At 32.0% G+C, this 20,538-nt stretch carries 14 protein-coding genes and 3 pseudogenes; 2 read left to right on the top strand and 15 right to left on the bottom strand.

Translation table 11 applies throughout. The features are described from left to right. Window positions 1–65 precede the first annotated feature (65 nt). The 5 genes and pseudogenes from galE (AC3WVZ_RS28235) to AC3WVZ_RS28215 all read right to left on the bottom strand — a co-directional run bounded on the left by galE (AC3WVZ_RS28235) (window position 66) and on the right by AC3WVZ_RS28215 (window position 5,746). Window positions 66–1,055, bottom strand: coding sequence for a UDP-glucose 4-epimerase GalE (gene galE / locus AC3WVZ_RS28235; RefSeq protein ID WP_233935743.1), 990 nt, complete (start codon window positions 1,053–1,055; stop codon window positions 66–68). Window positions 1,056–1,175: 120 nt separating this feature from the next. Then, on the bottom strand, window positions 1,176–2,189 hold the full coding sequence (gene galE, locus AC3WVZ_RS28230; protein WP_233935741.1) for a UDP-glucose 4-epimerase GalE: 1,014 nt from the start codon (window positions 2,187–2,189) through the stop codon (window positions 1,176–1,178). Window positions 2,190–2,219: 30 nt separating this feature from the next. Next, window positions 2,220–2,918 carry a sugar phosphate nucleotidyltransferase gene (locus tag AC3WVZ_RS28225; protein WP_205172857.1) on the bottom strand — a complete coding sequence of 233 codons (699 nt, stop codon included), beginning with the start codon at window positions 2,916–2,918 and terminating at the stop codon, window positions 2,220–2,222. After that, window positions 2,915–3,886, bottom strand: a pseudogene (locus tag AC3WVZ_RS28220) (DMT family transporter). Before AC3WVZ_RS28220 ends, AC3WVZ_RS28225 begins: the two are co-directional and overlap by 4 nt. Continuing rightward, window positions 3,867–5,746, bottom strand: a pseudogene (locus tag AC3WVZ_RS28215) (phosphotransferase). The pseudogenes AC3WVZ_RS28220 and AC3WVZ_RS28215 overlap by 20 nt, the downstream one beginning before the upstream one ends. A 235-nt stretch (window positions 5,747–5,981) precedes the next feature. Here AC3WVZ_RS28215 and AC3WVZ_RS28210 point away from each other — a divergent pair. After that, on the top strand, window positions 5,982–7,433 hold the full coding sequence (locus AC3WVZ_RS28210) for an oligosaccharide flippase family protein (RefSeq protein WP_233935733.1): 1,452 nt from the start codon (window positions 5,982–5,984) through the stop codon (window positions 7,431–7,433). Window positions 7,434–7,533: 100 nt separating this feature from the next. Here AC3WVZ_RS28210 and AC3WVZ_RS28205 read toward each other — a convergent pair whose 3' ends face one another. The 9 genes from AC3WVZ_RS28205 to AC3WVZ_RS28165 form a co-directional block, all read right to left on the bottom strand. Next, window positions 7,534–8,241, bottom strand: a complete 708-nt coding sequence (locus AC3WVZ_RS28205) for a LicD family protein (protein ID WP_233935731.1) — start codon at window positions 8,239–8,241, stop codon at window positions 7,534–7,536. A 234-nt stretch (window positions 8,242–8,475) separates the two neighbouring features. Next, window positions 8,476–9,276: an SGNH/GDSL hydrolase family protein gene (locus AC3WVZ_RS28200; RefSeq protein ID WP_233935730.1), complete on the bottom strand. Its 801-nt coding sequence runs from the start codon at window positions 9,274–9,276 to the stop codon at window positions 8,476–8,478. 43 nt (window positions 9,277–9,319) lie between these two features. Further along, window positions 9,320–10,726 carry a lipopolysaccharide biosynthesis protein gene (locus AC3WVZ_RS28195; protein ID WP_322371700.1) on the bottom strand — a complete coding sequence of 469 codons (1,407 nt, stop codon included), beginning with the start codon at window positions 10,724–10,726 and terminating at the stop codon, window positions 9,320–9,322. Between the two features lie 73 nt (window positions 10,727–10,799). Continuing rightward, window positions 10,800–11,741, bottom strand: a complete 942-nt coding sequence (locus AC3WVZ_RS28190) for a polysaccharide pyruvyl transferase family protein (RefSeq protein WP_098955238.1) — start codon at window positions 11,739–11,741, stop codon at window positions 10,800–10,802. A gap of 144 nt (window positions 11,742–11,885) precedes the next feature. After that, window positions 11,886–12,797 carry a polyisoprenyl-teichoic acid--peptidoglycan teichoic acid transferase TagU gene (gene tagU / locus AC3WVZ_RS28185; protein ID WP_098955241.1) on the bottom strand — a complete coding sequence of 304 codons (912 nt, stop codon included), beginning with the start codon at window positions 12,795–12,797 and terminating at the stop codon, window positions 11,886–11,888. Window positions 12,798–12,908: 111 nt separating this feature from the next. Next, entirely contained in the window at window positions 12,909–13,856 is a 948-nt protein-coding gene (gene manA / locus AC3WVZ_RS28180; RefSeq protein WP_233935728.1) for a mannose-6-phosphate isomerase, class I, read from the bottom strand. A gap of 36 nt (window positions 13,857–13,892) precedes the next feature. Beyond that, window positions 13,893–15,266 carry a sugar phosphate nucleotidyltransferase gene (locus AC3WVZ_RS28175; protein WP_205172895.1) on the bottom strand — a complete coding sequence of 458 codons (1,374 nt, stop codon included), beginning with the start codon at window positions 15,264–15,266 and terminating at the stop codon, window positions 13,893–13,895. Between the two features lie 47 nt (window positions 15,267–15,313). Then, window positions 15,314–16,441 (bottom strand): glycosyltransferase family 4 protein, encoded by a 1,128-nt coding sequence (locus AC3WVZ_RS28170; protein ID WP_098955247.1) that lies wholly within the window; start codon window positions 16,439–16,441, stop codon window positions 15,314–15,316. Between the two features lie 13 nt (window positions 16,442–16,454). Continuing rightward, window positions 16,455–17,543 (bottom strand): glycosyltransferase family 4 protein, encoded by a 1,089-nt coding sequence (locus tag AC3WVZ_RS28165; protein WP_098955250.1) that lies wholly within the window; start codon window positions 17,541–17,543, stop codon window positions 16,455–16,457. Between the two features lie 179 nt (window positions 17,544–17,722). Here AC3WVZ_RS28165 and tnpC point away from each other — a divergent pair. Beyond that, window positions 17,723–19,125 (top strand): annotated as a pseudogene (gene tnpC / locus AC3WVZ_RS28160) (IS66 family transposase). Between the two features lie 117 nt (window positions 19,126–19,242). On the opposite strand, the gene AC3WVZ_RS28155 reads toward tnpC, so the two are convergent. Then, window positions 19,243–20,538 carry a hypothetical protein gene (locus tag AC3WVZ_RS28155; RefSeq protein WP_233935727.1) on the bottom strand — a complete coding sequence of 432 codons (1,296 nt, stop codon included), beginning with the start codon at window positions 20,536–20,538 and terminating at the stop codon, window positions 19,243–19,245.

Raw genomic sequence — 20,538 nt, 5'->3', positions numbered from 1 at the left:
GTATGCCATAGAACACATACCTTTTAAACTAGCAAATTATTTCCTTATATTTTAATTTTAAATCCTTATTTCTCATACCCATGGGGTTTCTTCTGATGCCAATTCCAAGCATGTTCAATAATTGTTTTTACATTTACATACTTCGGATCCCACCCTAACTTCTCTTTCGCTTTCTGAGAAGAAGCAACTAAACGCGCTGGGTCTCCTGCACGGCGCGGTGCTACTTCAGCTGGAACCTCATGATTTGTAACTTCACGAACTGCATCAACGATTTCTTTTACACTGAATCCATTACCATTTCCTAAGTTATAGAAATCGCTCTTTCCGCCGTTCTGCAAATCTTTAAGCCCTAAGAAGTGAGCGGCTACTAAATCCTCAACATGAATATAATCACGGATACAAGTACCGTCTGGTGTATTATAGTCACCACCAAACATCATAATCTTCTCACGTTGACCTAGTGCCACTTGCAGCACAAGAGGGATCAAATGTGTCTCTGGACGGTGATCTTCACCAATAATACCATTTGAAGTTGCACCAGCTACGTTAAAGTATCTGAAAATCTTATAGCGTAAATTAGAGGCTTGGCTATACCAATGAAGCATCTTCTCAATTGCTAACTTCGTCTCTCCGTATGTATTCGTCGGATTTGTCATCGTTTCCTCAGTAATAAGGTCCACATCTACCTCACCATACGTTGCGGCAGTAGAAGAGAAAATAAACTTATCTACTTTAAACTCATCCATTACTTCTAACAAGCAAAGAGCACCATACACATTATTATTATAATACTGAAGGGGCTTCTCCATACTAACTCCAACTAAAGAATCAGCTGCAAAGTGCATTACCGCCTCAATATTTTCTTGTTTAAAAACATCTCTTAAAAATGATTTATCACGAAGATCACCATTATAAAACTTCGCGCCTTCCGTAATTGCATCTTCATGACCAGTTTGTAAGTTATCTACTACTACAGATAAACCTTCATCTATTGATTTTTTTACAGCGTGAGAGCCGATATAGCCAGCTCCACCGCAGATTAGAATTGAATTCATTGTTTTCCTACTTTCCTCATAACTTCATTTTCAAGCTTATGAATATTTAATTTATAGTACATGAGATTATGGACATATGCTTTAAACGTCTAAAGTATGTACACTGAAAACTTAAAGACGTTATTTAATATAACCATTTTTATTATTTGATTGCCATTTCCAAGAATCTGCACACATTTCTTCTAATCCGCGTTTTGCCTCCCAGCCTAATTCACGCTTTGCTTTCGATGCATCAGCAAAACATACTGCCACATCACCTGGACGACGCTCTGTAATTTTATAAGGAACTTTCTTGCCCGAAACTTTTTCAAACGCTTCAACCATCTCTAGTACACTATAGCCCATGCCTGTGCCCAGGTTATAAGCATCTACTCCCGTTGTACTCAGTACTTTCTCAAGCGCCTTTACGTGACCATTTGCTAAGTCCACAACATGGATGTAATCACGGACTCCTGTTCCATCTTTCGTTGGATAGTCATTTCCGAATACGCTTAATTCTTTTAACTTACCTACCGCTACTTGCGTTACATATGGCATTAAGTTATTTGGGATTCCATTGGGATCTTCTCCGATACGCCCACTTTCGTGTGCACCAAATGGATTGAAATAGCGAAGTAATGCGATACTCCATTCTGCATCTGCAAATGCTACATCACGCATAATTTGCTCAATCATTAATTTCGTTTGACCATATGGATTTGTTGCACTTAATGGAAACTCCTCCGTAATCGGTGACGTTTCCGGGATACCATATACAGTTGCAGATGAACTAAAGATTATCTTCTTTACATTATGTTTCTGCATTACTTCACATAGCACTAACGTGCTTGTAATGTTGTTATGATAATATGTTAATGGAATCGCTACTGACTCCCCTACAGCTTTAAATCCTGCAAAGTGAATAACTGCTTCAATTGCATTTTCTTCAAAAATTGCGTCAAGCGCTTCGCGATTTAAAACATCTTCTTTATAAAACTTAAATTGTTTTCCTGTTATTTCTTTCACTCGATTTATAGATTCTACCGAGCTATTCGAAAGGTTATCCACTACTATAACTTCGTAACCGCTATTTAGTAATTCTACACATGTATGACTACCAATATATCCTGCTCCACCTGTTACAAGTATTGCCATAATTATAGTCCTCCAAAAAAAACTTAATATTTAAACCTCTATCATGGAAATTTTTTCCTCAACCATTTTTAAATCTTCAAGCGAATCAATTTCAAAACTATCATTACTATTGATTTCATATAAATGAACATTAATATTGGTAATATTATCCTTGACGATGTTGTCCCAATATAATTCACCAAAGTTTTCTTGAGCAACTACCTTTTCAAGCTCTTTCACTATATAAGCCGCATCATTTTTAGACCAATATGAAATGCCACATAAAATATAATCATTATGACCATTACCGACTTCAATATCGTACACTCTATTATTCACACCATATTTAATAATCCACTCATTACAAAAATGTTCTTTTTTCGCACTAAAATATAGAGATGAATTAGGTTGTTCAATAAAAATATTACGATGTAAATATACATCTGCATCAACAACATATGCATTTGATAAATATTCTCTCACTAAATACATAGTATAAATATTATTGTATACATTATATTTGTCATTATATACAAGTTTAATATTTTTATATTTATCAGTAAGATAATTAAATTTTTCTGATAAATATCCAGTAACAACAATAATTTCTTCTATACCTTTTTCCTGTAAAAATTCAATTTGACGTTCTAGCATTGGCTTACCCTGTACTTCAACTAATGATTTAGGTTTTGTTAAAGTTAATGGACGTAATCTTGTCCCCATACCTGCTGCTAATAAAATCGCTCTCATGCTGCTTCACCTCTATATTTTTTCTTTCTAAACCCTTGTGAATCTGAAACTGTTAAAACAGCCCCCATAATAATAAATAAACAACTAATTATTAATCCACCTGAAAGGGAGGCACCTAGTATAAATACAGAAATTAAAATGGACCAAGCTGAATATGTAATATTTAATGCCATCGCTTTAGTTGGTCCTAATTCATGAATTGCTTTATAGTAAAAAACATATGAAGCTGTTCCCACTAATGCAATAAAAATGATTAAAATAAAGTCACTACTAAAAACAACTTCTCTTGTTAAAAAATGTCCACCTAAAGAAGGTAAAATTACTAACCCATACGTAATAGACGAAACAAGTTGACGAATTTGTAAAGCCTCTTCCGGGGAAACTTCATTATCCTTCATACCGTATGCACAAATTACACACTCCAATCCCCATCCCAAAACACAAATTAAAGCAAATACAAAGCCTAAAATGTAACTTTCTGTCGGATTACTTACTCCTATAAAACCTAATATAGTAATACCCGTTATACTGACTATAAGCCCTAACCAATTCCAAGAATGTAACCGCTCTTTAAGAAACATAAATGCAAAAAAAGCCCCTACTGCAGGATATATTGCTGAAATAGCAGCTGTATATGATGCACCAATGTATTTTACAGCTAATACATAAAAGGTCATACCTAACGGCCCACCTAAAAGCGCCCCCAAAACTACAAAGCGCCCACTTCTTGTTTTTAATTTTGAAAGTACAGTCGCTAACTTTCCTTTCATAGCCATATAAATCATCATCTACATTGCAGACATAAAATCATGCAAAAAAGTGCTAACTAGAGGTGCAAGAAATATAACTTGTTTTGTATCTATCATAATTGCTGAAGACAAAACAATTCCAATTAATACAGTATCTACAGCCCAAGCAAAACCTGAAAAAGCACCATATAGGATACCTTTACTTTGCTTTAGATTCATAATGATATCCTCCATAATACTCTATAAATAATTGCATATTTTCTTTAGCTCTACGATAACGATCCATCCCATATGTACCAAAATCGCTCCCAGTAGCTTCTTTGATTTTCGTCCAAATGCTCCATAAAAAATCTTGGAAAATTTTATTCATTAATATTCTTTTTTTATGTGAAGGTTCTATTTTCCCATTAAAATAATACTTTAAAAATAGCTCTTCATCTTCAACAGAAAATCCACTTTCTAAACAATGAGCGGCAATATCCCACATTGGATCATTTAGACCACCATATTCCCAATCAATCAAATAAATTTTATTTCCGCCACTTTTCACAAAATTTTCAGGAACAGTATCATTATGACACGGCGTTAACTTAATTTTCATTCCTTCATAAACGCCTCTTAATTCCATGACTTCTTTTTTAACTTTTTCATAGTCATTAAAGTTAGAACCGTTTACCCTATCTAACAACCGTTCATAATGTTCAATTTTTTCAAATACATTAAACCTATTACTCATTAATGCGTTTGAATTATGTAAATCCCTCAAGACTGTAGCTGTTAACACCATATTATCATTACGTTTTGCAGTTTTCGGATTTAATGTTTCTGCATTAGAAATAAATTTAGCTAATTTCACACCTGTACTCTCATTAAAATAGAGTAGTTCAGCATCAATTCCTAACTCACTTACAAATTTCGAATTTACCATTTCATCATATCGGCTGATCATATCTTCAGTGCCACTTCCAGGAATACGTAGTACATATTCAGAATTATCCACACACACTTTAAAATTAGTATTAGTCATGCCTCCAAATGGCTGAATATCTGTAATTTCATCTTCCTGAACCCCTAATCCCTCTACAATGAATTGCTTTATTTGTTTTTCTTTAAATTCTGCCTCCTTTCGCATTAAACGAGGATAAACTGTATTTTTAACAATTTCATATTGTTGTTTTGTATCGATCTCAGCCCATACAACATTTTTCAACTTTACATATCCGATGTCATAAGTTCTCGCAATATCTAAAAGTAAATATTCGTAATTTACATATGGATTTTGATTACATGCAAATACTCCTAACATTTTATCAAAAACTTCATACGAAACCTTTGAAACCCCAATCATCTCACCATCAATACGATTTAATTGGTGGATATCTTTAGAAATTTTATATAAATGTCCTTCTTGAATTTCAACAAAGGCCTCATCCCAGAGCCACTCTCATTTGTAATTAGTACACAATCTCTTTCAGGATGTTGTAATACCTGTCTAATTGCATTTTCTTCTATTAAAATATCATCTTCAATTAATAAAAAATCGTCATCGATTATTCCTTTTGCACAAGCAAGCGAAGCCATTGATCCTGTCCATTTGTACTCCTGGTTCTCTACAAAATACAACCCCCGATGTTTACTCCAAGGAACAAACCTTTCCTTTTTATACCCAGAAATAATAACTATTTTTTCAATCCCATAATTACTTAATATTTCTATATTTCTATTTAACAGTATTTTATCCCCTATAGATAATAAACCTGATGGCATTTCTAATTCTTTTCGACTCCCAGCGGCTAAAATAACTGCTTGATTAATTTTTTTATAACCATTTTGATTTATTTTAATTTTCTTTTTCTGAAGAATAGCTAGTTCATTTTGCCAAAAGACAAATCCATCCTCCTCTAGATAATACTTTATTTGCTTGCCTATTTTCTCACTAGAAATATATCTTTTCTTTACTAAATCACTAATAATATAGTTCACTTTTCCTGTAGAAATTCCACAGTATTCTGCAATTTTTTTCTGACTTATTTTTGGTTCTCGATTAATGACGTCTAATACTCTTAATATATGTTGCAAATCAATAGCCTCCATAATATCGATAACGCATTCAATTTTTAAATGCGTTATCGATATTAACATTAATAACTAACTATGTAAATGTTTTGTAAGTTCACATTTTTATTGTTCAAAAATAGGTTATATATTACAATTATCTAGTTGCAGTTAATTTATAAATTCAAATAAATGTAATATTCTATTTGAAAAACTAACTATTTTTTCTCTAAAATACCTAGAAAGGTTTGCTATAGAAATGCAAAAATCACTATTCAAAAATATTATTTACAAAGTGCTACTTAATCTTTTCAACTTAATTCTTCCGATACTGGTAGGTCCTTATGTTTATCGTACACTTGGAGCATCTTCTATCGGGAAAGTACAATTTTCAGAATCTATTTTTAACTATTTCTTTATATTCGCAGTTTTTGGAGTTTACCAATATGGTATGAGAGAAATGAGCCTAATTAAACACGATATACAAAAAGTAAATAAGCTTTTTACAAGTCTATTTACAATAACACTTATTACAAGTGTAGGTACTCTTCTCATATATCTTCTATTTACTTATGTAGGTTATCAAGATAACCTTATATTCCCCATACTACTTATTTATGGAATTAATTTTATTAGCTCTATTTTTTATGTAGAATGGGTAAATGAAGCCTTTGAAAATTATGATTTTATTGCCCTTAAAACTATAATCATTCGGATTTTTTATGTAATTTTTCTATTCTTCCTAATAAAAGGTTCTGATGACTACAATCAATACGTCTGGCTATTAGTCCTTTCAACCTTTTTTAATAATATAATTAGCTTCATTTATGTACGGCGACATGTTCAATTTGATTTTAAAAACATTAGTATTTTAAGGCACATAAAGCCACTATTTTTAGTAGTTATATTCTCCAACGCTAATATTTTATACACACAACTAGACCGCTATATGTTAGGTCAATATGTTGGCACTAAGTCGGTATCTTATTATGCTATGGCACAACAAATTATGAGCATTATCCATATGCTAATGTTAAGTATCATACAAGTCACGATTCCTAGATTATCTCATTTATCAGGAAGCGATAATAATGCTTCTTACATAAATTTGTTGAATACTATTTCAAAAATTTATGTATGCTTTTTATTCCCCGCTTCTATTGGCTTATTTATCATATCAGATGTGGGGGTATATATTTATGGAGGATCTGAGTTTGAAAAATCAGGACACGTACTAGCTATCTTTGCAATCTACATGATCTCACTAGGATTCGAATCAATTTTAGCAAACCAAATACTTTATGTAAAAAAAAGGGAAACAATATTAGTAAGATTAATTTTTATATGTGGGGTTATAAATTTAATTCTAAATATTCTTTTAATACGACTGAATATTTTATCACCATTCACGGCTATTTTAACCACAGCTTTCGCTAATTTTTTATTATTTTTCTCAGAGTATTTTTACATAAGGAAATATTTAAAAATAAAATTTCACCTATTTGAATTATCTAAAATAAAGTATGGGTTTTATTCCTTATTATTCATACCTGTTTCTTACTTTGTTCGATTATTTATTTCACAACCAATTCCACTTTTCTTATCATTAGTAAGTATAAATATAATCGTATATATACTTATTTTATTTATAACAAAAGATGAAATAATTTATTTATTCCTAAACAAAATAACTACTCGTTTCAAAAAATAAATCCCATATAAGGTAAAAGTTACTATAATTTGTCAATGCATTTCTATAAATATCTTTTACCTTAATGTAGGATTTTTTATCCTCTGCCCTACAAGCTATTCTAAACTAATTTAAAAGTCGCCTTTACATCACTAATTCCTACTATATCAATATTATTCCCTGAATTAGCATAATCCCAATTTTTATCTTTAATCATATAACTAGGGCCATAGTTTTCAATAATATACTGTTCATAATTACTAGGAACAGGGAATATTTCACCCTTAAATTCTAAATGTTCTATTCCTAATAACGTTGAAGTAGCAGTTTTAGCTCTCCACCCAATAACAATTTCCTCCTCACCATCACTATATATTTTTTCCATACTGTCAGTCTCTTCAAAGAAATAACACCATACTTTTTCATCTATACCTTCATGGTAATAAAAAATATCTACGTATGCATCCTTATATACAAAAGTTTGTTCTGCTATATTATTATTAACTCTAAATTCTTTTATCTTTATAATACCTTTATTTTTTAAAGACTCCTCAATTTCCTCTTTTTTTTGTTCACTTATATTAAGAGTACCTATATCCATATCTAAATCATGGCTAATAAAATCTTTCTCACGAATAGCACCTAGTAACGTCCCATAATCTAACCAAAACTCTTGATTATGCGCTTTAAAAGTCTCTCTTATCATCAGAAGACACTCTATTCCATATTTTTCAATCCCGTCTCTTCTCCATTTAGTTTTCCTATCATATCTATACTTCAAAATTTTTCTCACTAATATACTTTTTCGAAGCATGTCCTTAAATCGCATCTTTAGCGCTCCTTTATGTTTATTCCATTCTCTTCTACTAAATTAACTCCTTTTATATACTTCTAAGTACTCGACTAATTTATTCTTTCTCTAATTAGTTAACACCCTAAAACCTAACTTACATTTTGATGCCCCATATTTCTTCGTGAGCATACATATCGTTAATAAAGTCCCCAATAAACAAGTGAAAGAGCAGCACCAATAATCAATAACTGCTCTCTTCTTTTTCATATTTTATTTATCAACAAAATATTCCGTAATATATTGAGCCCAAATTTCATTTCCCTTAGCACTTGGGAAACCAAACTCTTCTTGTAAATACGGTAAAATTTCTTTTGTTGTGGCATCAGGCCACGCTCCCCAATGATCAACATATGTATAACCATTTTGCAAAGCAAATTGTTTTAATGCCTCAATTGCTTTCGGATAATTCTTCGCACCATACACTGGGTTCGACGGCTGAATCATAATAGTAGCACCCTTTGCACTAATAGAAAGTGCTTGAACGAACTTCTGTGTATTCACAACAGAGTTGCCATTACCAGTTTTACTATTATCAGTAATAAATGGTGGTTCAAATAAAATCACATCTGGATTATTTTTTGCAATCTCTTTATCACGTTTATTCGCGATTAACTCCTCTGTACTTTCACCCTTATATTCCTTTACTGTCACATTCCATAAGCCTTTACCGTAAGCAGTTTCTAAATTAGCCGTTAACTTAGCTGCCCAAGCATCCTTTTCAGATGAAGACGCTTCATCACCAATAATAACAAGATTTACTGCTTTTTTTTCCTCAGCAGCTTTCCTCAACTTCCCTTTCACTGCATCTGGTAAATTCTTTGCATATGTTTCATTAAAAGATACATTTACATCTTTTCTATTTTCAGCCTTTGTCTCAATTTTAGGTACTTTTAGCTCTTCTATTACCTCCGTTGCATCAGCAATCTGTTTCTTCCAATATAAATTACCACTTACAATAGAAGTTATAAGCAACACAAAAGTAACAAAAACAAATGTCATCTTCTTATTCATCAATCTACCTCTATCTTTTTATTTACTATAAAAATCATTTCAATTAATTGAAATGATTTTTAAATTTCTGGACTACTATTGTGATCATAGGTTTAATTTGTTTTAAAACATTAAAGTTAATCATTAGTAAAATTATAACAAACCCAAGACTAACAATCCAATAGCTGAGAGAATCTATCTGTAAAAATTGAAAAATCCCTATGAATAAAAGCATAATTAAATTTCCAGCTAGGTGTTTTACATCTATAACAACATTAATATATTTTTTTGTATCTTTTATTCTAATTATCCACATTACTAAACAAGAAACAAATGTACTAAAAGCGGATGCTTGAGCACCAAATTTAGGTACTAATAGCAAATTTAATATAATATTTAATGTCCCTACAATAAGAGTACTATAAAATATCTTAGTGGTTTTTTTAGCTAAAAGATGTGCGACAGAATAGAATCCCGACATAATAATACAAAAATTAGCACTTAGTAAAAAAGGAATAAATATCCAAGATTCATAATAGTCTGGGGTAGCTATAATATCTAACACCGTTTTTCCAAAAATCAACATAAATGTCGAAACAAATATAAAAAATACATAATATGCTTTAAACACTTTTGAAAATATAACTTCTTTTTCATCAGATTTTTTCAAACCATTAGCTGTAGTTTGCCAAGCTAAATTAAATATGGTAGAAAAGACCATTAAAATACCTGCATATTTAAAAGCTAATGAATATAAACCAATAGTTTCAAAATTTGTATATCTAGCTAAAACAAATCTATCAGATGCATTTATAAACCACCACGCTAAAACATTTGGTACTAATGGCACTCCATACTTTAATAAATCTTTAGCACACTCCCTATTAAATTTTTTAAAGTCAATGTATCTCCATATTTTAATCCATATTAACAAAACGATTAAGCTCATTATATTTGCAATAATAAGAGAATCAAAGTATCCCTCTATACCTTTATCCTTTACATACAATAAATAAACGGCACTGATTGCTGTAAGGATGGTTTGTATGATATCAGTAGCTGCAAAAGCTATAGATTTGTTTATTCCTCTGGCAATTTGTTTAAAAATCCCTATAAGTATTGTACTCACACCAACAATAAAAACTATAGATATATTCCCTTTGAAAAATGTAGAAATTTTTTCATTATAACTTAAGAGAAATGTAATAAACCCACATGCAGATATAGATACTACTAATAGTATTAACGTAGTCGAGATTATGGCTTTTCTTTCTTCTTCTACAGCATCCAATAAAAATCTATACACCGAATCTGCTAATTGGAAGCTAACTATAGGTACCATAATGAATATAAGTACGTTTATTAGCTCTACATAGCCAAACTCACTCTTACTTAAAGTATAAGTATATAAAGGAATTAGAAGAAACACGATCATTTTAGTTCCAATAGATCCCAATGCAAATATAGCAATATTTTTAAATAAATTTGTAAATTTAGAGCTAATTTCTATTCTCTCCCTTTCTTAAATATTCTTGTATATTATTTTACTTAATTAGTTTAGATTTTTTAAAACTCTTAGTCCACCTTTGATAATATGTTGAATTTTTCCCATAAGAATTATCAATAACAATGTTTTCTTTATCCATTAAACAGGCTAAAATATGTCCATGAAGCCTTGATGTTCTTATGCATTTATAATTACTAAAAATATTAATAGATTTTTTAACTAAGTAATCACTATACATCTTCCAAATTTTATGTATTGGAAGTAAATTAAATAGTACTCTGTCTATCCTACTTAAGAACTGAAATGCTTTTATAATAGAATGATCTAAACTAGACAATAAAACAGGCCAATCCATAACCTCTCCTTGACTATCTTCGCTACTTTCTAAATTAAGATTCATTTCATCATCTGTCCTTATAAAATTAAGTAAATCTTTTTCTGGTTTTGTATCAATATAGATAGGCCATAGTTGATGTGCCATATCAGGAGATAACTTCACATTATTTTCTATCTCATTCTTTATTAATCTGTAAGAATTCTCATCTCTAACAAATAAGTGTACATCTTTATGTTGATTAAAAATTTTCGCCGTACATTTTAATTTATTTTGATTTTTATAATGGATAGTTTGGGGTAAAATAACCACCCTATTATTAGGGTAATTTTCTATTAAATATTCTCTTAAATCCTGTGGACCAGGATATAAATCTCCAAAGTTCCCTCCTCCTTGACATACAATAATACAATCTTCAGGAATTTTTGTTCCCTTTTTAAAATTAATAAAACTATAACGCTTTACTACATCGATCTCATACTCCTCAAAAAACTTTTCTGTTCCTTTCATTATTAAAAGATCCCCTACATTACCATAAACCGGATATTCCATATAATATATTTTAGACTTTTCTGGTATAGCGGATAATATCACTTTTAAATCTTTCTGAAGCATTTCCATAGGATGTATTGTATTCCTCTCCATATTTAGTAATTCTCCTTTTCAAATACTTATCTCAAATATAGTATTAAATCAGCTTATATTTCTTCAAAATACATATCAACACATAATTCCACAAAATATTTTTGTAATATTTTTAAATAAAAAATAATCTTGCACAAGGCAAGATTATTTTAATTCGAGATGTGCTCTTAACTTATTCGTTAAATCTTGTTTTGCTGCATCTGGAACGTAGTAGTACCAAATACCATCAGCAGCTTTGTGACCGTCGCCTGGGATTTGAATTTCTTCGCTGTTCTGCATGCAATCTTTATAGTTCTTTTGAATATCAAACATTTGTTCTTGCGTTAAACTTGTTTTAACGTTTTTCTCAATTGCTTTTAATACATCACCATAACTTGCTAAAGAAGATACACTTGCACCTTTTTTAATTACAGCTTGGATAACTTGACGTTGGCGCATTTGACGACCAAAGTCACCACGAGTATCCTGGTATCTCATTCTAGAATATAACAATGCTTTCTCTCCATTTAAATGCAAGTCACCTTTTGCATAATGAACACCATCAATTGTAAAGTCCATATCATTATTAATATCTACTCCGCCAACAGCATCAACAATATCTTTAAATCCTTCCATATTCACTTCAATATAATGATCAACAGGAACATTTAAGAAATTTTCCACTGTTTTTACTGACATATTGATTCCGCCGAAAGCATAAGCGTGATTAATCTTGTCTTTCTTACCTTTTCCTACAATCTCTGCATAAGAATCACGTGGAATGCTTGTGATTTTCATCGATTTTTTTGCTGGATTTAGTGTAAATAACATTAAAGAATCTGAACGTCCTTGATCTTCACCACGTTGATCTACACCCATCATTAAAATTGAAATAGGTTTTTTATCAGACACATCAACTTTTTCTGTACGTTTATCTGATTTATCACGATCAAGAGGCTTATGAACCGCATCTAACGTGTTAGATACATTAGAATAAACATGATAGACATAAGCCCCACCACCAATAATGAGCACTCCTATTATACCGAGAATCCAAAATAAAATTTTCTTTTTCATTTCTATACCCTCTTTGCTTATAATTACAAATAAAATACTAAGACTCCTTCATTATATTATAGCAATAATACTAAATAATAAAGTTAAATCACAAAATTAATGTGACCTATCCTACGGATGAGAGACAATTAAAGTCACATTTCCTTTTACAACAAAGCTCTCAATCCCAGCAGGAAGAATAAAATGGTCTCCTTTTTCTATGCGAAATTCACCGCCTACGATTCTTAAGGTCGCTTTCCCTTCAATTACACTGGCTAATTGAAATGGTTGATTCTTTTGAAAAGATGCTTCCTCTTGAATCTCCCATTTATAAACAGAAAAATACTTTTCTTGTACATATTTAGTAACAATAGCACCATTCTCTTTTTCAATTTTAGGAGAAACTTGATAATCCTCATGAGGAATCATCGATACAGCAATTGATTTTTCAACATGTAACTCTCGCTTATTCCCATCACCATCAATCCGATCATAATCATACACACGATATGTCGTATCTGAGCTTTGCTGTGTTTCCAATACCAACGTTCCTTCACATAATGCATGAATAGTTCCACTTGGTACATAGAAAAAATCTCCAGGCTTAATTGGTATTCGACGTAGTAATTGACTCCACCCATTCTTTTCAATCATGTCCTTAAATTCTTCTTCAGTTTGAGCTGTATGTCCGTACACCATTTCAGCATTTTTTTTGCAATCAATAATATACCAACATTCTGTTTTCCCTAATTCACCGTTTTCATGAATAGTTGCAAATTCATCATTTGGGTGTACTTGTACAGATAAATCTTTTTTTGCATCTAAAATTTTAGTTAGCAATGGAAACTGCTCAGCTTGATAGTTTCCAAATAATGATCTATGCTCATCCCATAGTTGCTTCAATGTTAACCCTTTATATTTACCGCTCTTTACTACACTTGGTCCATTTAAATGAGCAGAAATCCCCCAGCATTCTCCGATTGTTTGTGAAGTTAAATCATAATTAAATTCTTTTAAAGATTCGCCTCCCCAAATTCGTTCCTGTAACACTGGTTGAAAAAATAATGGTTCTTTATACAAAATAACTCCACCTCTAGTTGCACTTACTACTAATTTTTACTTTTTTAAATAACAAACTTCCTCTATTTCATTCCATTGCATATAAATCCGAACGATATCTTCTTCAATTAATTCGCTACCTGATTGTACCTCAATAAATTCTAAATCTGTAACAGCCTTAATTGCATGTTTTTGCCCTGGCTGGATTTCTAATACATCTCCAGAACGAACAACTTGTATTTCATCATCTAATACGAAAATACCTTCTCCTTTTACAATTGTCCAAACTTCACTTCTATTATTATGATATTGATAGCTTAGATTTTTACTAGCTGTAATACCTATACGCTTAGTTAGTACTTCGTTCCCATCATCATATTTAGTATGATCTAGCACACGATACCAACCCCAACGACGCTCTTCATACATTGGCCTTTGATCCCAATCCCCCACTAATTCTTTTATCCGAGGACTTGCCTCTTTTTCCGAAACTAAAATACCATCTGGGCTAGCGGCTACAATTATATTAGAAAGACCTAATACAGAGACTGGAATATCTAGCTCATTAATAATATGATTTTTCTCACACTCAGCTCCCATATTTCCTTTTCCGAGGATGTTTGTTCCCATTTCTTCCGTAAGGGTATTCCAAGTTCCAAGGTCTTTCCATGATCCGTCATAAGGCAATGCAATAATATTTTTCGTTTTTTCTACTACTTCATAGTCAAAACTTATTTTTGGTAAAGTTGCATATTGTTGTACTAGTACATCATACTGAACAGGAAGTCCTTTTTGATCTAATAGGGAAATAATTTTATCTAATTTAAATGCAAATACACCACTGTTCCAAAGTGCATTTTGTTTAAGTAACTCCTCCGCCTCGGCAGTAGCTGGCTTTTCTTTAAAATGACTTACTTGAATAAGTTCCTTTGTGCTTGCCCCTATATTTGGAACAATATAGCCGTATTTTTCAGATGGATATGTGGGTGTAACCCCCATTAAACCTAAATCTGCATTTGAAGAATTTAATGCCTTCTCTAAATCCAGTAACCTTTCAAAGAAACTATTTTCTACGTATGGATCTACAGGTAATACACCCACAACTTCATTCAAATCAACATGCTCTTTAGAGTATAGATATGAAGCAGCAAGAGCAATTGCCGGGAATGTATCACGGCGCTCTGGTTCAATAATAATAGGCACATCATTTCCTAGCTGACTATTAATCATATCTACTTGAGATTTACTTGTAGCAATAACTGCGTCATTTTCAATCCCCAAGCTATTTAATTGTCCCCATACCCTTTGGACCATAGATTGCATTTCATCATTCTCATTTTTAAGTACTTTTAAAAATTGCTTAGAACGCGAATCATTTGATAATGGCCATAGGCGTTTCCCTGAACCACCAGATAATAGTATTAATTTCATATTTGCACTCCCTTACAAAAAATAAAAAAGGTGAAGATATTATCCCCTCACCCTAGAAACTTTTCTTTGTACTTTTCCTCTACAATGCTTCTAATCTCTTCTCTAAATCTCTCTGGAGAAAATCTAATAGCATTCTCCCTACAATTAGATGGAGTAAACCTATCATAACTTTGTTCAAATTCATTAACCTTCTCAACAATACTTTTAACAGTCTGCTCTTTAAAAAATAGACCAGTCGGTTTCTCATAATTTAAATCTAAAACAGTTTCTGTAGCGCCACCCTTACCATATGTAATAACAGGTGTACCACAAGCCTGTGCCTCCACTGGTGTAATCCCAAAATCCTCTTCTGCAGCAAAAACAAAGGCCTTTGCACGCTGCATATGACTTTTTAATACTTCAAATGATTGATAACCCAGGAGCTGAACATTACTTTTAGCCTTTGCCTTTATCTTATCAAAATCTGGACCATCACCAATTACAATCAATTTTTTGTCTGGCATATGTGCAAATGCTTCAACAATTAAATCAATTTTCTTATAAGGTACCATACGTGATGCAGTTATATAAAAATCTTCTTTTTGTTCATGTAGTGTAAATGCGGAGATATCAACAGGCGGGTAAATAACTTCTGATTCTCTTCTATACACTTTCCATATCCTACGTCCAATAAACTTAGAATTACCAACAAAATAATCTACACCATTTGCGGTACGGTAATCCCAATTTCTTATTTTATGTAGAATAGACTTGGTCAATAGTCCCTTAAGGCCTTTTTCTAAGTTTGCCTCTTTTAAATATTGATGCTGTAAATCCCACGCATAACGAATAGGTGAATGTACATAAGATATGTGCAACTGATCTGGTCCTGTTAAGACCCCCTTTGCTACAGCATGAGAACTTGAAAGAATTACATCATACTTTGATAAATCTAACTGTTCAATAGCCAATGGCATTAAGGGAAGATAATTCCTGTATTTTTTCTTAGCGAAAGGAAGTTTCTGAACAAATGTTGTACTAACTTTCTTATTCTTAATAAATCCTCGTTCTTTTTCATCTAAAAAATCTACTAAACTAAATAAATCTGCCTCTGGAAATACTTCAAGCATTTGCTCTAATACTTTTTCGGCACCAGCATATGTTACTAACCAATCGTGTACTATTGCTATTTTCATAGAATCCCTCTTGCTATCTAAAATATTTTTCTATCTCTTCTAACAAATTCTCCGTTGTTTTTTTCCATCTAAAATCCTTACTTTTATGCAATCCCCTAGTTTTCATTTCCTGTATAATTCGGTCATTCTCATATACTTCTTTAATACTTCTAACTAAATCCATAGGCTTATCAGGATTAAAGTATAAGGCGGCCTCACCACAAACCTCTGGTATAGATGCTGCTGTAGAGGCTATTACTGGACACCCCAAGCTCATAGCTTCTAAAGGTGGGAGACCAAATCCTTCATAATATGAAGGGAAAATAAAAGCCCTTGCATTACTATATAATGCCTTAAGTTGCTCATCTGTAACATATCCAACAAACTTTATGTTATTTCTTTCTTGCACTAACAAATTTGAAAAAACCTTTGCATTTTGCCCACCGGCAATAACAACTTGTTCATTAAATTCTGTCATATTTTTCAACGCATCCATAATAACTTGAAAATTTTTATTAGGATGCATACTACTGACAGCAAGTAAATATTTATTTTTTTCAAGTCCTTCTTTCCTTAAGATACTCTCATCAAAATTTAATGCATCCATATGATTTACTGCAATATGACTCACCCTAATTTTCCCCTTTAAAGCTGGGAGATGATTTATCAAATCCATCTTTGAGAATTCTGAAACCGTCATAATCCTCTTTGCATATTTTGAAATACAGGAATATACAACTTTATACCATCGTACAAAATTCTTCGAATACCCATTTGGTCTAGAGTATACAGCTGCATCATGAATATATACAAGTTGATTTCTCTTAAATAGAGGAGCCGTATTACAAAAATTAACAAGAGCTCCTCCAATCGTATATAAAGGTAACTCAATTTGCTCCCAAAGGTGTCCTTTTAAAAATCCTATTTTTTTAATTTCAATATTTTTCAATTCTAAGTTTTCAAATATACTATCCGCATTTTTAGGGACGAGAATAACAAATTTGAAATCTATATGTGTGCTCATTAAATCTAATTCTTTTACTATTTCATGGGCAACCCTCTGTACTCCGGTCACATTTTGGGTTAGAAATCTACCATTTAAATAGATAATTTTATTATTCATCTAAAACACCCTATAATTTATTTACTTTTTAAAACTAATTATTTCTAAAATATAATCCGATTTCCTAATTTACTTCTGTAACTACTCAGCCACCTTTCGGTGTCTTTTTTAAATTTTACTAGTTTCATATGCCTCCCATTTGTAAATACTGAGTATATCAAACAGGGGAGGTGAATCTTATGGTCGATCGAAAAATTATTTTAGATACATATAAAAAAGGACCTGAAGCTGTTATTTCTTTATTTGAAGAAACATTTTCTAAGTTAGAAAAACGTATACAAGAACTAGAAAATGCTTCAAAAAAAACTCCAAAAATAGTCATAAGCCACCTTCTACAGATGGTTTGGGTAAGCCCGTTACAAAAAGTTTGCGCAAACCGTCTCATCGTCAAACGGGTGGCCAGTTGGGCCACAAGGGACATACTCTTGGTTTGACAGCGACTCCAGATCATACGATTACACATTCTCCTACATATTGTACTTGTTGTCATACTTCCTTGAACCACGAGCCTGTAAAAGGGTATCGCATTCGCCAAGTGTATGACTTACCACCTATTCAGATCGAAGTGACAGAACATAAAGTAGAACAGAAAGAATGCCCACATTGCCATTCTATCCAAGAAGCCCAATTTCCTTCGACAGTATCTCGTCCTGTTCAATATGGTCCAAATATAAAAAGACTGATTCCCTATTTAACGCATTATCAATGCATTTCTTTGAAGCGAACAAAAGAATTCTTTCAGGATTGTTTTGGACATTCTATAAGCGAAGGAACCCTGGTAAATCATACACAGGCTTTCGCTTCTCAATTGCAGCCATTCATAAAAGAAGTAAAGGAAAAGATTCTGCAGTCTCCTGTTGTCCATTTTGATGAAACTGGTATGCGTGTAGAAAACAAAACACAATGGTTACATACTGCCAGTACACCGGAGGTGACATTGCAACATATTCATCAAAAACGTGGAAAAGAAGCAATGGATGCTGGAGAAATCTTGCCATCTTTTTCTGGAATTGCGATGCATGATGGTTGGAAATCGTATGATGCGTATACAGATTGTCGTCACGTTTTATGTAATGCCCATCTCTTACGAGATTTACAAGGAATTATAGATAGTACTGGAGAACAATGGGCACAACAGATGCAGAAATTTCTAACGCAAGCGTTGACGATGAAAAAGCAATCCGAAGGTACCATGCCAAAAGCGACGCAAAAGAATCTGTTTATTATGTATCAATCCATATTGAAAGAACAACAGATTCTTTCCACGAAACAAAAGAAGAAAGGAAAGCAGACGCCTTCTCAAAATTTATGGAATCGCTTCGTCAAGTATTCTGACAGAATTCTAGCGTTTTTAGAACATCCAGCCATTCCATTTGATAACAATCAAGCAGAACGGGATATTCGGATGACGAAAGTAAAACAGAAAGTGTCTGGGACTTTCCGAAGTAAGAAAGGCGCAGAATCTTTTTGTCAGATACGAAGCTTTATGAGTACCATGAAAAAACAAAAACAATCGGTCTTACAAGCGATAAACCAAGTCATAGAAACTAGAACGGTTCCTTGGAATAACACGACTTCATAAGAGAATTTCTCTATTTGGCATAGATTCTTTCTCTGATTGGAGTATTTTCTTTTCATGTTTTCGAATCGGAAACATGTATTTGGCCTGTTTTTTTATTTGAAGAAGCTGAGTAGTTACTTACTTCTTATGTAATCTAATAAAGAACAAACTAGTAACTATACAAGTGTATAAACAAAAGAAAATCGTAATCCATAAATCGCTCCTACCTAATAAACTTAAATATGCAAATAAAATCACTGATACAATTATTGATTTTTTGGAAGAGATAAAAGCTACTACGGTTACTCCAACAAAAATAAATCCAAATAATACATACCCAAGCTCCCCAAAATTTAATACTGCCTCACCAATTGGATGCGCAGCTATTCCAACATTAGTAAGCCTCAAATTAAATAAACTTAACCCTAACGGTACATATTCATGAGGTCTAAGGAACCCTGGGAATAAAGACCAAAAACCAGCTTGATAACCAGAGATATCAACAATAGCGTTTTTTTGAATGTCCCCTAGTATTTCAAAGATAAAATGGGAATATTGCGGTAAAATAAACTCTTGAAAAGATAAAATTATATTATCAAACCCTACCCATCCCTCTCTAAAAAGTGGGATAATAAGGAACATAAATGTAACAACTATGCCTAATATAACCTTCTTTATACGTGTAATCCCTCCAAATAAAAAAATGACAATTACACAAATATATAACTCTTTTCTTGCCCCAACTAATACCATCGGCAACCAAATGAGTATTCCTGAGATAAAGATCCAGGCCTTTAACTTATGAGCACCTTTAGTATTTATCATATACACTATTAGAATAAATGTAATTGGTACCATAATAATCTGATGATAAAAACCTACCTGTTCAAATAAAACAGCTGCATAGATTCTTGGATTTTCTAGTAGGGATGTTATGCCTATAACAAATATAATTCTATACCAAAAATAAACACCCAAGGTCATTAAAATTACAATCATAAATTTAATTCTATTCTTTGATAATCCTTGAATAACTCCTATAAAATTTGTTTCTATCCAGTCCAGGCTCGGAAATTTAAAGAGGATCTTACACAATATTAAAACAAAATGGCACACTATTAGGGTAAGTAAGCTTTTTTGGGTAACCTCAAAGATAATTTGCTGAGGAATATCAAAATATGTAACCCCTAAAAAAGAAGCTATAAAAGCTGATGTGGAATACCATGTCATAAATAAACTAACAAAGGCAATCATAGATAAGCTACTTTTTGAGTTAATTAATATAGGTAATAATAATACCAAATTCCACATTACAATTAGGTATATTAATAAATCCGGATCCACTGAGATTAAATAACTAATGAGTAAAATTATGCAATCAATTGACAATAAAGCGAAGTTTAATAAAATACTATTAAACTTTTTTGTATTCAT

The sequence above is a fragment of the Bacillus sp. CPT56D-587-MTF genome, from assembly GCF_058792335.1.
The sequence above is the reverse complement of the archived record's forward strand: the minus strand, read 5'-3'. Positions and strand labels throughout refer to the sequence as shown.

Coding starts and splice junctions, on each gene's coding strand:
- galE (WP_233935743.1), bottom strand. CDS start 1,055: ATGAATTCAATTCTAATCTGCGGTGGAGCTGGCTATATCGGCTCTCAC.
- AC3WVZ_RS28200 (WP_233935730.1), bottom strand. CDS start 9,276: ATGAATAAGAAGATGACATTTGTTTTTGTTACTTTTGTGTTGCTTATA.
- AC3WVZ_RS28210 (WP_233935733.1), top strand. CDS start 5,982: ATGCAAAAATCACTATTCAAAAATATTATTTACAAAGTGCTACTTAAT.
- AC3WVZ_RS28190 (WP_098955238.1), bottom strand. CDS start 11,741: ATGGAGAGGAATACAATACATCCTATGGAAATGCTTCAGAAAGATTTA.
- AC3WVZ_RS28155 (WP_233935727.1), bottom strand. CDS start 20,538: ATGAATACAAAAAAGTTTAATAGTATTTTATTAAACTTCGCTTTATTG.
- AC3WVZ_RS28170 (WP_098955247.1), bottom strand. CDS start 16,441: ATGAAAATAGCAATAGTACACGATTGGTTAGTAACATATGCTGGTGCC.
- AC3WVZ_RS28165 (WP_098955250.1), bottom strand. CDS start 17,543: ATGAATAATAAAATTATCTATTTAAATGGTAGATTTCTAACCCAAAAT.
- galE (WP_233935741.1), bottom strand. CDS start 2,189: ATGGCAATACTTGTAACAGGTGGAGCAGGATATATTGGTAGTCATACA.
- tagU (WP_098955241.1), bottom strand. CDS start 12,797: ATGAAAAAGAAAATTTTATTTTGGATTCTCGGTATAATAGGAGTGCTC.
- AC3WVZ_RS28225 (WP_205172857.1), bottom strand. CDS start 2,918: ATGAGAGCGATTTTATTAGCAGCAGGTATGGGGACAAGATTACGTCCA.
- AC3WVZ_RS28205 (WP_233935731.1), bottom strand. CDS start 8,241: ATGCGATTTAAGGACATGCTTCGAAAAAGTATATTAGTGAGAAAAATT.
- AC3WVZ_RS28175 (WP_205172895.1), bottom strand. CDS start 15,266: ATGAAATTAATACTATTATCTGGTGGTTCAGGGAAACGCCTATGGCCA.